The 13146-nt window shown below is 65.9% G+C and carries 8 protein-coding genes; 1 reads left to right on the top strand and 7 read right to left on the bottom strand.

Features of this window, described 5'->3' with window-relative positions; translation table 11 throughout:
• Positions 1-643 precede the first annotated feature (643 nt).
• The 3 genes from murA to gyrB all read right to left on the bottom strand — a co-directional run bounded on the left by murA (position 644) and on the right by gyrB (position 5810).
• A complete protein-coding gene (gene murA / locus QOU61_RS00040) occupies positions 644-1969 on the bottom strand; it encodes a UDP-N-acetylglucosamine 1-carboxyvinyltransferase (protein WP_289656126.1) in 1326 nt (441 codons plus the stop codon).
• 78 nt (positions 1970-2047) lie between these two features.
• Positions 2048-3274 (bottom strand): chromate efflux transporter, encoded by a 1227-nt coding sequence (chrA, locus tag QOU61_RS00035; RefSeq protein WP_502876865.1) that lies wholly within the window; start codon positions 3272-3274, stop codon positions 2048-2050.
• A 100-nt stretch (positions 3275-3374) separates the two neighbouring features.
• Positions 3375-5810 carry a DNA topoisomerase (ATP-hydrolyzing) subunit B gene (gyrB, locus tag QOU61_RS00030; protein WP_289656124.1) on the bottom strand — a complete coding sequence of 812 codons (2436 nt, stop codon included), beginning with the start codon at positions 5808-5810 and terminating at the stop codon, positions 3375-3377.
• Between the two features lie 672 nt (positions 5811-6482).
• Here gyrB and QOU61_RS00025 point away from each other — a divergent pair.
• Complete coding sequence (locus tag QOU61_RS00025) at positions 6483-8324, top strand: acyltransferase family protein (RefSeq protein WP_289656123.1); 1842 nt, start codon at positions 6483-6485, stop codon at positions 8322-8324.
• A 143-nt stretch (positions 8325-8467) separates the two neighbouring features.
• Here QOU61_RS00025 and recF read toward each other — a convergent pair whose 3' ends face one another.
• The 4 genes from recF to dnaA form a co-directional block, all read right to left on the bottom strand.
• Complete coding sequence (gene recF, locus QOU61_RS00020; RefSeq protein ID WP_289656122.1) at positions 8468-9598, bottom strand: DNA replication/repair protein RecF; 1131 nt, start codon at positions 9596-9598, stop codon at positions 8468-8470.
• A gap of 46 nt (positions 9599-9644) precedes the next feature.
• On the bottom strand, positions 9645-9932 hold the full coding sequence (locus tag QOU61_RS00015) for a GIY-YIG nuclease family protein (protein ID WP_289656121.1): 288 nt from the start codon (positions 9930-9932) through the stop codon (positions 9645-9647).
• An 83-nt stretch (positions 9933-10015) separates the two neighbouring features.
• A complete protein-coding gene (dnaN, locus tag QOU61_RS00010) occupies positions 10016-11134 on the bottom strand; it encodes a DNA polymerase III subunit beta (protein WP_289656120.1) in 1119 nt (372 codons plus the stop codon).
• Positions 11135-11715: 581 nt separating this feature from the next.
• Positions 11716-13146, bottom strand: a complete 1431-nt coding sequence (gene dnaA / locus QOU61_RS00005) for a chromosomal replication initiator protein DnaA (RefSeq protein WP_289656119.1) — start codon at positions 13144-13146, stop codon at positions 11716-11718.

Here is a 13146-nt window from a genome sequence, read left to right as displayed (position 1 = left end):
GGCAGGTTTGGAAGGCGGACCGGCGCCCAACACTATGCCCGCTGACGAAAGCAGCAGGCAGGCGCCGATTGAGAGAGAGGCTAACATGTGCTTCATCGCTGCACTCCCCTTCAAGGCTATGTTGCATTGGACATAGTTGTTTGGAGATACTCCGTAGAGCGTATTGGCCAACGCTCTAACGCGCGCATTGCCCATCGCCGTCCAGGCGGTGGGGCCCGATCGCTGCCAACGAAACACCGGAAGGTATGGAATATTCCTGGGCTGTCCGCTTTCTTTGCCGGCCTCGTCCAGCGATCTTAGGTACGCCACGCTCGGCGAAAGCTACCACGATGCGCCAGCACCAAAACTGACTTATTTGTCAGAAACTAACACATCAGTCGTTCGGGACTAATGATATTGCAGCGGAACATTGCTCAATCGATAGCACTCGCCAGCAAACTTCAGGGAGCCCGGGATCGGAGCGGGCATGGAACCGCGATGAGGCACGTGCTGCATGTCGATATCCGTCATCGTCTTGAATATTTCGCACCATACAGGCTGTCCAAGTTTGGCGCGTGGGAGAGGTCAACGGGTTCCGCTGCCTCAGGTCGAACCAAGCCGATCCGGCCTGCGATCGGCATGCGTGCTTGAGTGTGCCCAGTGACTACCGTCCCCGCTCCGGCACGCGCGTGATCCTGGCGCCGAGCGCGTTGAGCCGTTCCTCGATGCGCTCATAGCCGCGTTCGATCTGGTCGGCATTGTTGATGGTCGAGGTGCCCTCGGCGCACACGGCTGCGAGCAGCATCGCCATGCCGGCGCGGATGTCGGGCGAGGTCATCGGCGCGCCGCGCAGGCGGCTGGGGCCTGCGACAATCGCGCGATGCGGGTCGCACAGCACGATGCGGCCGCCCATCGCGATCAGCTTGTCGACGAAGAACATCCGCGATTCGAACATCTTCTCGAACATCAGGATCACGCCATCGCATTGCGTGGCGGTGACGATCGCGATCGACATCAGGTCGGCCGGGAAAGCCGGCCAGGGCTGGTCCTCCAGCTTCGGCACATGGCCGCCGAAATCGTCCTTGATCTTCATGGTCTGGTCGGACGGCACGATCAGATCGTCGCCCTTGACCTCGCAGACGATGCCGAGCCGCTCGAAGCCCATGCGGATCGAGCGCAGATGCTCGACGCCGGCGCGCATGATGCGCAACGGCGAGCGCGTCACCGCGGCAAGTCCGATCAGCGAGCCCACCTCGATATGGTCGGGCTGGATCGCGTAGGTCGTGCCGCCAAGCGACGCGCCGCCCTGCACGATCATGGTGTTGGTGCCGATGCCCTCGATGGTGGCGCCGAGCTTGCAGAGGAAATGCGCCAGGTCCTGCACATGCGGCTCGGAAGCGGCATTGCGCAAATAGGTCGTGCCGCTGGCCGCGACCGCCGCGATCAGCGCATTCTCGGTTGCAGTCACGCTCGGCTCGTCGAGGAAGACGTCGACGCCCGTCAGCTTCGTGCAGCGGAATTCAAGCCGGTCGGTCGCGGTGACGGTGGCGCCCAATTGCTCGAAGGCGAGGAAATGGGTGTCGAGCCGGCGCCGGCCGATCACGTCGCCGCCGGGCGGCGGCAGCGCCACCTCGCCGCAGCGGGCGAGCAGGGGACCGGCGAGCAGGATCGAGGCGCGGATGCGCGCGCACAGATCGGGATCGAGGTCGGCGGCGCGGATTTCCTTCGCGTGGATATGGAGCGTGTTGCGGCCGCGCCATTCGGCCGCGGCACCCACCGAGCGCGCCAGCTCGACCAGCGTCTCGGTGTCGCGGATCCGCGGCACGTTCTCGAGCGTCACCGGCTGGTCGGTCAGAAGCGCCGCGGCGATGATCGGCAGCGCCGAATTCTTGTTGCCGGAGGGCTCGATCGCGCCGCCGAGCCGGTGACCGCCCTCGACGATGTACTGAATGGGGGCGCGCAGCGCGCGGGAAGCCTTTTGTTCAGTCATTTTCTCGAAGTCCCGCAACGCGATCCATGCCTGATCGCGGCACCGTATCACATAACGCACATGCACGCATGACGACGCTCATTTCACCATCGCGAGCGCCATCCCGCCGAGGGCGCTGACGATGACGACGACAAGTGGCGGGGCGCGCCACGCCGTCAGCAGGACGAAGCCGACCAGCGCGATGGCGAAATCCTGCGGCGACTGCACAGAGCTGGTCCAGACCGGATTGTAGAGCGCCGCACCCAGCAGCCCGACCACGGCGGCATTGACGCCGCGCATCGTCGCCTGCGCGCTGGCCCGCTGGCGAAAGCTGTCCCAGAACGGCAGCGTTCCGAGCAGGATGAGGATGCCGGGCAGGAAAATGCCGACAAGACCGAGTGCGGCGCCGGCGATCCCATGCGGCGCCGCGCTTGCGACGGTGCCGAGATAGGCGGCGAAGGTGAAGAGCGGGCCCGGCACCGCCTGCGCCGCGCCGTAGCCGGCGAGGAACGCATCGTCGCTCACCCAGCCCGGCGTCACGAAGGCCTCGCGCAGCAGCGGCAGGACCACGTGGCCGCCGCCGAAGACGAGCGCGCCGGAGCGGTAGAAGGCGTCGAACACGGTCAGCGGAGGGGAGGCCGTCACACCCTGGAGCAAAGGCAGGCCCAGGAGCAGCACGAAGAACGCGGCCAGCGCAACGAATCCCGCCGTGCGCGACACCGGCATCGCGACATGGCTCGATGAGGCGGCCGGCGCCTGGCGGCACAGCAAGAAGCCGGCGGCCGCGCCGAGCGCGATGGCGCCGAGTTGTGCGATGGACGAGCCGCTGAACAGGATGATGAGTGCCGCCACCGCGGCGATCGAGGCGCGCTCGCGGTCCGGGCACAGGCTGCGCGCCATGCCCCAGACCGCCTGCGCGACGATCGCGACGGCCACGAGCTTCAGCCCGTGCAGCAGTCCCGCGCCCGCAGGCCCCGTCAGCGCGCTGGCGCCATAGGCAAACAGCACCAGCGCAATGGCGGAAGGCAGCGTGAAGCCGGTCCATGCCGCAAGCCCGCCGGGATAGCCGGCGCGCATCAGGCCGAGCGAAAATCCGACCTGGCTGCTGGCAGGCCCCGGCAGGAACTGGCACAGCGCGACGAGGTCGGCATAGGCCTGCTCGTCGAGCCATTTGCGACGAACCACGAACTCATTGCGGAAATAGCCGAGATGCGCGATCGGGCCGCCGAACGAGCTGAGCCCGAGCTTCAGAAAGACGAGCAGGACCTCGAGCGGCGAACCGCCTCGTTCGTCCCGCTGTCCCGCCTCCGTTGCGGCCGGCATCATGCCCCCGAGCTGAAACGCTGCACAAATGCCCGATGCGCGACGAGCCCGGCTTTTCCGGGGTGCGCCGCAGGCTGCGGCGCAGCGTCGCGCAGGCTTTTCGTTACACGTCGACGTTGGCGGACAGCGAGTTGTCCTGGATGAACTCGCGGCGCGGCTCGACCACATCGCCCATCAGCTTGGTGAAGATGTCGTCGGCCTCGTCGACCTCCTTGACCTTCACCTGCAGCAGCGACCGCACATCGATGTTGAGCGTGGTCTCCCAGAGCTGCTCCGGGTTCATCTCGCCGAGACCTTTGTAGCGCTGCAGGCTGACGCCCTTGCGCCCCGCATCGGTCACCGCCTCGAACAGGTCGACCGGACCGTGGATCGGCGTCTCGACATCCTTGCGGCGGAGCAGGCCGGTCCTGGCATACGCCTCCTGCAGCCGCGGTGCGTAATCGTCGAGCTTGCGCGCGTCGGCCGAGCCCAGCAGCGCCTCATCGAGGATCGCGACGTCCTTGACGCCGCGCACCGTGCGCTCGAAGAAGAAGCCTTCGCCCTCGACGAAGCGGCCGGTCCAGCCGCGCTCGACCTCGTCGGCCAGCGCATCGAGGCGCTTGGCGATGTAGCCTGCGGCGGCGGTGGCCTTTTCCGGGTCGCCGACGATCTCGTGGCGCAGCACGCCCGCGATCGCGGCCTGCTCGACCACCTTGCGATTGTAGCGGCTGTGCAGATTGCGCAGCACGCTGCGGATCACCCGCGCATCCTCGACCAGCGAGAGCAGGTCGCGCCCGGAGCGGTCGCCGCCGCTCGCCGGCTTGAACACGCAATCGTCGAGCCCGGTCGCGATCAGATAGTCTTCCAGCGCACGCTCGTCCTTCAGGTACTGCTCGGACTTGCCGCGCGTCACCTTGTAGAGCGGCGGCTGGGCGATATAGAGGTAGCCAGAGTCGATGATCTCGCGCATCTGCCGGTAGAAGAAGGTGAGCAGCAGCGTGCGGATATGGGCGCCGTCGACGTCGGCGTCGGTCATCAGGATGATCTTGTGATAGCGCAGCTTGTCGATCGAGAAATCGTCGCTGATCCCGGTGCCGAGCGCGGTGATCAGCGTGCCGATCTGCTCGCTTGACAGCATCTTGTCGGTGCGCACGCGCTCGACATTGAGGATCTTGCCGCGCAGCGGGAGCACCGCCTGGAACTCGCGGTTGCGGCCCTGCTTGGCGCTGCCGCCTGCGGAATCGCCCTCGACGATGAAGAGCTCGGACTTCGCCGGGTCCTTCTCCTGGCAGTCGGCGAGCTTGCCGGGGAGGGAAGAGACGCTGAGCGGATTCTTGCGGGTCAATTCGCGCGCCTTGCGCGCGGCTTCGCGCGCGGCGGCGGCCTGGATCACCTTGCCGACGATCACCTTGGCCTCGCTCGGATGCTCCTCGAACCAGGCGGCGAGCGCCTCGTTGATCACGTTCTCGACCACGGGCCGCACTTCGGAGGAGACCAGCTTGTCCTTGGTCTGCGACGAAAACTTCGGGTCGGGCACCTTGACCGACAGCACCGCGGTCAGCCCCTCGCGGCAATCGTCGCCGGTGAGCGCGATCTTTTCCTTTTTCGCATTGGCGTCGGCGTAGCCGTTGACCTGTCGCGTCAGCGCGCCGCGGAAGCCGGCCAGATGCGTGCCGCCGTCGCGCTGCGGGATGTTGTTGGTGAAGCAGAGCACGTTCTCGTGGTAGCTGTCGTTCCACCACAGCGCCGCCTCGACGCCGATGCCGTTCGCCTCCGAGCGCACCATGATCGGCGCGGGCACGATCGCCTTCTTGTTGCGGTCGAGATATTTGACGAACTCCTCGACGCCGCCGGAGTAATGCATCTCCTCGCGCTTCTCGACCGCGTGGCGCATGTCCGAGAGCAAGATGTTGACGCCGGAGTTGAGGAAGGCGAGCTCGCGCAGGCGATGCTCGAGCGTGGCGAAATCATATTCGATGTTCTTGAAGGTCTCGCTGGAGGCGAGGAAGCTCACCTCGGTGCCGCGCTTGCCCTTGGCTTCCCCGACCACCTTCAGCGGCGCCACCGCATCGCCATGGGCGAACTCGACGAAATGCTCCTTGCCGTCGCGCCAGACCCTCAGTTGCAGCTTGCTGGACAGCGCGTTGACCACGGAGACGCCGACGCCGTGCAGGCCGCCCGACACCTTGTAGGAGTTCTGGTCGAACTTTCCGCCGGCGTGGAGCTGGGTCATGATGACCTCGGCCGCCGAGATGCCCTCGCCCTTGTGGATGTCGACCGGGATGCCGCGGCCGTCGTCGCGCACGGTGACGGAATTGTCGGGGTTGAGGACGACCTCGACACGGGTGGCATGGCCGGCCAGCGCCTCGTCGATGGCGTTGTCGACGACCTCGTAGACCATGTGATGCAGGCCGGAGCCGTCGTCGGTGTCGCCGATATACATGCCCGGCCGCTTGCGCACGGCATCGAGGCCCTTCAGCACGCGGATGGATTCCGCGCCGTACTCAGCCGGAATGGAATGCTCGGTCTCGGCGATGGTTTGCCGGGCAGGTTCTGTCATGTGAGGCCTTCAGGATGTCCCGAATCAGCGGCGCGGGGTGGGGCGCTGATCGCGCCATTTGTGCCACGAAAGGCGTATTGCGCCTAGCGCAAAGTCGCTCGCAGCAAGCTATTGAATAAATGGGGATTTTCGACTGTTTTGCAAGGCCGTTCGAGGCCGATTCCTGGCTGTCGAAAAAGCCTGATTCGAGCGCGAATCCGGCCTCGGGAACACCGCTCTCTGCCGCGCGGTCGTCGCGGATTGCGCGAGACCTGCTAGTGGAGCGGATTTGACGTTCGCTACCCATTCCGCCGCGATTCCTTGATGCGAACGTCAAATCCAAAGCTCCCCTAGAACAAATAATGTTGCTAGTGGTCCTTGGATTCTAACATTCGCAAAAGAGCCTGCCGAAACGGGATGCGAATGTTAGAATCGGACCACTAGTGGAGCGGATTTGACGTTCGCTACCCCCCCGCAGCGATTGCTTGATGCGAACGTCAAAGCCAAAGCTCCCCTAGAACAAATAATGTTGCTAGTGGTCCTTAGGATTCTAACATTCGCAAAAGAGCCTGCCGAAACGGGATGCGAATGTTAGAATCGGACCACTAGACAGGCGCAAGCAGTTTGTCGCCCCTTTCGGACCGGTCGGTGTTGGCTCCTTCCTCAGATCGATATCGGCCCGATATTGACGGTTTGCGCGCCGTCGCCGTGACGCTGGTGGTGCTGTTCCACGCGTTCCCGGATGCCTTGCGCGGCGGCTTCATCGGCGTCGACATCTTCTTCGTGATCTCGGGCTTCCTGATCACGGGGATTATCGCCCGCGAGCTCGAGGGCGGGCGGTTCAGCCTCGGCGGCTTCTACGGCAGGCGGATCAGGCGGATCTTTCCGGCGCTGATCGTGATCCTGCTCGTGGTTCTCGTGCTCGGCTGGTTCTGGATGCTGCCGGCGGCCTATGCGGCGCTGAGCACCGACGTGTTCGCCAGCGCCGCGTTCGCGGCCAATATCGCGCTGTTGCTGCAATCGGGCTATTTCGACGTCGAATCAGCCAAAAAGCCGCTGCTGCACCTGTGGTCGCTCGGCATCGAGGAGCAGTTCTACCTGTTCTGGCCGCTGCTTCTGATGCTGGCGCACCGCCTGCGCGTCCGGCTGATGACGGTTGCCTGCGTGATCGGGCTTCTGTCCTTTGCGCTCAATGTGGCGCTGATCGGCAGCAATCCGGTCGCGACCTTCTATCTGCCCTTCACCCGCGCCTGGGAACTGCTGGCAGGCGCGGCGCTCGCCTGCGGCTTTGCGCAGTTCAGCCACACCGTGGCTGCGAGCAATCTCCGCGCCGGCATCGGCATCCTGCTGATCGCGGTTGCAGCCGCCGTGCTCGATACGACAAGTGCGTTCCCGGGCTGGTGGGCGGTGCTGCCGGTCGCCGGCAGCGCGCTGGTCCTGTCGGCGCCGCAAGCCTCCGGCGCGCGCCGCCTGCTCGCCCATCCCGCGATGATCTGGATCGGCCTGATCAGCTACCCGCTCTATCTCTGGCACTGGCCGCTGCTGGTGTTCGGCGCCATCATCAAGTTCGCGCCGCTGACGCTCGCCGAGCGCGCGCTGGCCGTCGCGCTCAGTGTCGCGCTGGCCTGGGGCACCTACCGCTTTGTCGAAATCCCGCTCCGCTTCGGTTCATCCGGCCGGGTCAAGGCTGTGGCGCTCGCCCGCGTGATGGCGCTGGTCGCGCTCGTGGGCTTCATCGTCAGGCAGAACGACGGATTCGACTTTCGCCTGCCGGCGGAAATCCGCGGCGTCGCCGAGGTCAAGGAGCAGTCGGCGCAATGGCGGGTCGGCCAGTGCCTGCTCAGCGGCGGCCAGACCGCGTTCGCGGATGACTGCGTCGACCGCGACCGCCGCCCGCTGGTCTTCGTGTGGGGCGATTCGACGGCGGGCGCGCTGATGCCGGGCCTGCGCAAGGCGCAGGCGACGCGGACCTTCGGGATCGCGCAGTTCACGCTCAGCGCCTGTCCGCCGCTGCTCAACGTCGATATCCAGGGCAATCCGAATTGCCGCGCCATGAACGACAAGGTGCTGGCGCTGGTTGGGCAGATGAAGCCCGATATCGTGCTCCTGCACAGCGCCTGGAGCCAGCACGTCGACCATGTCGCGGACACGCTTGCCGCGCTGCAGGGGAGCGGCGCGCGCGTCGTGGTGCTGGGCGCGGTGCCGTGGTGGAAGCGCGGCCTGCCGAACGAGGTGCTGCGCCATTTCATGCTGCATCATCAGCTGATGCCGGCGCGCTCCGATCTCGCCGAGCGTGATCTGCCGGTGGCGCAATTGCGCGCGGCCGCGGCGCCGCTGGGCGCGACGTTCATTTCGGCCTGGGACGTGTTCTGCAACGCGCAGGGCTGCCTGACGCGGCTTGGCGACAGAGCCAGCGATCTCTCCGCCAGCGATCAGGTACACCTGACCGAGAAGGGATCGGAATTCCTGGTGCAAGCGGTGATCGACCGGATTCTCGGCGGAGCGGCCGCGCCCGCGATCCGCGCCTCGCAATAGGTCTTCGGCTTGCGCTAGAGCATGATCCGGAAAAGTGTGCAGCGGTTTTCCCTCGCGACAAAACGCGGAACGCGTTTGCGCGGAGATCATGCGCAATCAAAAACCTAAAGCGCGATGGTGATTCAACCTAATCCCATCGCGCTTTAGCCGCGCCGGGTGATCCGCCCCGCCTCGACGTCGAAGATGTCGCCGCCGAGCTCGGCAAAGGCGACCGGGTCCGCGCCGCTCAGCCAAACCTGCGCGCCGAGCCTGGCCAGTTCATCGAACAGCGCCGTGCGCCTTGCGGGATCGAGATGGGCGACCACCTCGTCGAGCAGCAGCAACGGCGTGATGCCGGTCATCTCCGCCACCAGCGTCGCATGCGCCAGCACGAGCCCGATCAGGAGCGCCTTCTGCTCGCCGGTCGAGGCATCGCGCGCCGGCATGTTTTTCGGCGCGTAGATCACCTGGAGATCGGTCAGATGCGGACCATCGAGGGTGCGGCCGGCCAGCGCGTCACGCGGCCGGCCGTCGCGCAGGATCTGCCGGTAGCGGTCCTCCACCGCGGTTGCGGGCTCGCCGAGCAGCGCGTTCTCCATCCAGCCGTCGAGGCTGATCTCGGCCGACGGAAACGCCGAAGCCGCGCCGCGCGCGCGCAGCATCGCAGCCAGCCTGACCGCGGTCTGGCCGCGGGTGGCCGCGACCGCGACCGCGAGCTCGGCGGTCTCGCGCTCGATCGCGTCGCACCAATGGTCGTCGTAATTGCGCGCCTCGAGCAGACGGTTGCGCGAGCGCAGGGAGCGCTCCAGCGCCGAGATGCGGCTTGAATGCTCGCTGTCGATGGCGAGCACCAGGCGATCGAAGAAGCGCCGCCGCTCGGACGCTGCGCCCATGAACAGCCCGTCCATCGAAGGCGTCAGCCACACCATGCGCAGGTGATCGCCGAAGGCGGATGCCGAGCCGACCGGTTCGCGGTCGATCCGGCAGCGCCGCGCGGTCGAGGTGTCGGCGCGCGGCGGGTCGATGCCGGTGCCCAGCGTGGCAAGCCCGAGCGCGCCCTCGACCTCGGCGGAGACCGCCCAGGAACCATCGCCCTGGTTGTCGGCGACGTCCTCCAGCGTGGCGCGGCGCAGGCCACGCCCCGGCGACAGGAACGAGATCGCCTCCAGGCAATTGGTCTTGCCGGCGCCATTGGGCCCGACCAGCGCCACCATGTCGCTGCGCGTCTCGAGGCTGGCCGCGCGGTAATTGCGGAAATGCGTCAGCGCCAGGCGGTGGATGCGGGATGGGGTCATGTCTCACTGTCATTGCCGGGCTTGACCCGGCAATCCATCGTCCGCGTCAGCGGACAATTTCATGATACAGATCTTGCCAGTCAGGGTTGTTCGCGATGATCAGGTCGATCTTCCACTCGCGTGGCCAATGTTTGATGTTCTTCTCGCGCTGGAGCGCGGTCGCTATGGCATCATGCGGCTCAAAGTAAACGAGCTTTTTGACGCCATATCGCCAGGTGAAACCCTCGGCCAAGCCTTCCCGGTGCTCGTGAACTCGCCGCACCAGATCGTTTGTGACGCCGACATAGAGCGTTCCACCGGGCTTGCTCGCGAGAATGTACACCCAGTAGGTCATCTGGTTTGATGGATTGCCGGGTCAAGCCCGGCAATGACGAGGGGAGAGGGGAAGGTCAACTACAGGGTCAAGCCCCGCATCGGTCACACCCGCATCGGCATCAGGACGTAGAGCGCGTTCTTGTTGTCGCGGTCCTCGACCAGGGTCGGCGAGCCGGGATCGGCGAGGCGCAGCACGGCGACCTCGCCTTCGATCTGGGCCGCGATGTCGAGCAGATAGCGCGAGTTGAAGCCGATATCGAGCGGGTCGGCGGCGTATTCGACCTCGAGCTCCTCGGTCGCGCTGCCGGAATCCGGGTTGGTCACCGACAGCACCAGCTTGCCGGCGGACAGCGAAAGTTTTACGGCGCGGCCACGCTCGCTCGAAATCGTCGAGACGCGGTCGACGGCGGCCTCGAAATCCTTCTTGTCGACGATCAGCTCCTTGTCGTTGTTCTGCGGGATCACGCGGCCATAGTCGGGGAAGGTGCCGTCGATCAGCTTCGAGGTCAGGACCACATTGCCGATGGTGAAGCGGATCTTGCCGGCCGACAGCTCGATCCCGATCTCGGCCTCGTTGTCCTCGATCAGCCGCTGCACCTCGCCGACGGTCTTGCGCGGCACGATCACGCCGGGCATGCCGGCGGCGCCCTTGGGCAGCGGCAGCTCAACCTGCGCAAGCCTGTGGCCGTCGGTTGCGACCGCGCGCAGGGTCTGCGCCTTGGCGCTGCCGGCGGAATGCAGATAGATGCCGTTGAGGTAGTAGCGGGTCTCCTCCGTCGAGATCGCAAACTGGGTGCGGTCGAGCAGCCGCTTCATGTCGGAGGCGGCAAGCGTGAAGGAATGCGTCATCTCGCCGGCGGCGAGATCCGGAAAATCGTTCTCCGGCAGCGTCTGCAGCGTGAAGCGCGAGCGGCCGGCGCGGATCGCGAGCACCGAGCGGTCGCCGTCGCCCTCCAGCATGATCTGCGCGCCGTCGGGCAGCTTGCGGACGATGTCGTAGAACATGTGCGCCGGCACGGTGGTGGAGCCGCCGGTCGCGGCCTCCGCGGCCAGCGTTTCCGTGACCTCGAGGTCGAGGTCGGTCGCCTTCAGCGATAGTTTGGCGCTTTCGGCGCGGACCAGCACGTTGCCGAGGATCGGAATGGTGTTGCGCCGCTCCACCACGCGGTGGACGTGGCCCAGCGACTTCAGGAGCTGCGCGCGCTCGACGGTAACCTTCATTGCATACCCGCCCGATCCCTGGAGCGTGAGGACGTCCCTTCAGGAGCCGTCCCCGCCCTCCGAATTGTTGGTGGAGCATGGTTTCCGAAACCCGGTGTCCCCTTGTCGGGACCATGCCCTGAGATGGAAAAGCCGGGCAGCCCGAACGGGCGCCGCGGCCACTAGTGTGGCGGCTCTGACGTTCCTTTCAGTTTTGCCGGAACCTCTTCAAAGGAACGTCAGAGCCAAAGCCACACTAGAATCTTCTATTTGCCAGTGTCCCGGTTCTGACATTCGCAAGCGTGGCTCCACAAAATGATGCGAATGTCAGAACCGGGACACCAGAACCCGAAAGCCGGATCAATCGGTGGATTTGATCAAACCCGCGGGGGGACCGCAAGGTGGCGCGGTTGGGCCCCACTTTCAAGTGAGGCAGGGTCGGTTTCCCGGGTTTTGAGGCCCGAAAACGCCGGGCCGGGACGGCACGGGCCCGCCTCCCCTTGCGGAAAGGCGGGCCCGCGGCGCTGGCGCCTGCTTCAGGAGAGGCTCTCCCCGGCGTTGGTCCGGGGAGGATGCCGGATCACTGGCTGATCACGGGCGGATCACTCCTGGAGCTGTCGCTTCAGCGATTCCACCTCTTCGGAGAGCGCGGTGTCCTTGGCGACCAGCGCCTCGATCTTGCGCACGGCGTGCAGCACCGTGGTGTGGTCGCGCCCGCCGAAGCGCCGGCCGATCTCGGGCAGCGAGCGCAAGGTCAGCGTCTTCGCCAGATACATCGCGACCTGGCGCGGGCGCACCACATTGGCGGTGCGGCGCGACGACAAGAGGTCGGAGCGGCTGACATTGTACTGCCGCGCCACCACGCGCTGGATGTCCTCGATCTTGATGCGCTTGGGCTCCTGCGGCCGGATCAGGTCGCGGACCTCGCGCTCGGCCATCTCGAGCGTCACCGGCTGGTTGTTGAGCTTCGAATGCGCCAGAAGCCGGTTGATCGCGCCTTCGAGGTCGCGGCCGTTATGGGTGATGGTGCGTGCGAGATAGTCGAGCACCTCGTCCGGCACGTCGAAGCTCGCATGATGGGCGCGCGCCGCTGCGACGCGGTGCCTGAGAATTCCAAGTCTCAATTCCTCGCCAAGCGAGCCCATCTCGACCACGAGGCCGCCGGCGAGTCGCGAACGGACGCGATCATCGAGGCTTTCGAGGTCCGACGGCGGTCGGTCGGCGGCGATCACCACCTGGCGGCCGGCATCGATCAGCGCGTTCAGCGTGTGGCAGAACTCGGCCTGCGTCGATTTGCCCTGCAGGAACTGCAGATCGTCGATCACCAGCACGTCGATGCCGCGCAGCGCTTCCTTGAAGGCGAGCGCGGTCTGCGTCTTCAGCGCAGCGACGAAGCCGTACATGAATTTTTCCGCGGTGAGGTAGAGCACCTTGCGCTCGCTGCCGGAATTGCCCGCCCAGGTGACGGCCTGCAACAGATGCGTCTTGCCGAGGCCAACGCCGGCATGGATGTAGAGCGGATTGAACATCACCGGATCGCCGCGCCGTCCCTCCGCGACCTGGCGCGCGGCCGCCTGCGCCAGCGTGTTGGAGCGGCCGACCACGAAGCTCGCAAAGGTCAGGCGCGGGTCGAGCGGCGAGCCGCCGAGCGCGTCATGATTGGCCGATACCGGCGCAGTCGCGGTCGAGCGCAGCTCCGGCATCGCACGGCCGTCGGCGCGCTCAAGGCGGCGCGTATCGGTCGCAGGCGGCGCTTCCTTGATCGGCGCGGTCGCGCGGATCGCCGAGCGCACGGTGAGATCGACCCGATGTACTTCCGGCATCTCGGCCTGCCAGCACGTCAGCACGCGCTCGGCATAATGAGCCTGAATCCAGCTCTTGAGGAAGCGCGTCGGCACCGAGAGGCGTACGCTCTCGTCCTGCACGCATTCCAGGTCCATGCGCGCAAACCAGCTGGTGTAGACGTCTTCGCCGACACTCGATCGCAGCCGGCCTTTGACGCGTGACCAGCGTTCCTGTTCGATATTCGTCAT

The sequence above is a fragment of the Bradyrhizobium sp. NP1 genome (genome assembly GCF_030378205.1).
Lineage (GTDB): Bacteria > Pseudomonadota > Alphaproteobacteria > Rhizobiales > Xanthobacteraceae > Bradyrhizobium.
The sequence above is the reverse complement of the archived record's forward strand: the minus strand, read 5'-3'. Positions and strand labels throughout refer to the sequence as shown.

Excerpts from the sequence above, each read along its gene's own strand:
- dnaN (WP_289656120.1), bottom strand. The coding sequence starts at position 11,134 with ATGAAGGTTACCGTCGAGCGCGCGCAGCTCCTGAAGTCGCTGGGCCAC.
- recF (WP_289656122.1), bottom strand. The coding sequence starts at position 9,598 with ATGACCCCATCCCGCATCCACCGCCTGGCGCTGACGCATTTCCGCAAT.
- dnaA (WP_289656119.1), bottom strand. The coding sequence starts at position 13,146 with ATGACGAATATCGAACAGGAACGCTGGTCACGCGTCAAAGGCCGGCTG.
- gyrB (WP_289656124.1), bottom strand. The coding sequence starts at position 5,810 with ATGACAGAACCTGCCCGGCAAACCATCGCCGAGACCGAGCATTCCATT.
- QOU61_RS00015 (WP_289656121.1), bottom strand. The coding sequence starts at position 9,932 with ATGACCTACTGGGTGTACATTCTCGCGAGCAAGCCCGGTGGAACGCTC.
- chrA (WP_502876865.1), bottom strand. The coding sequence starts at position 3,274 with ATGATGCCGGCCGCAACGGAGGCGGGACAGCGGGACGAACGAGGCGGT.
- murA (WP_289656126.1), bottom strand. The coding sequence starts at position 1,969 with ATGACTGAACAAAAGGCTTCCCGCGCGCTGCGCGCCCCCATTCAGTAC.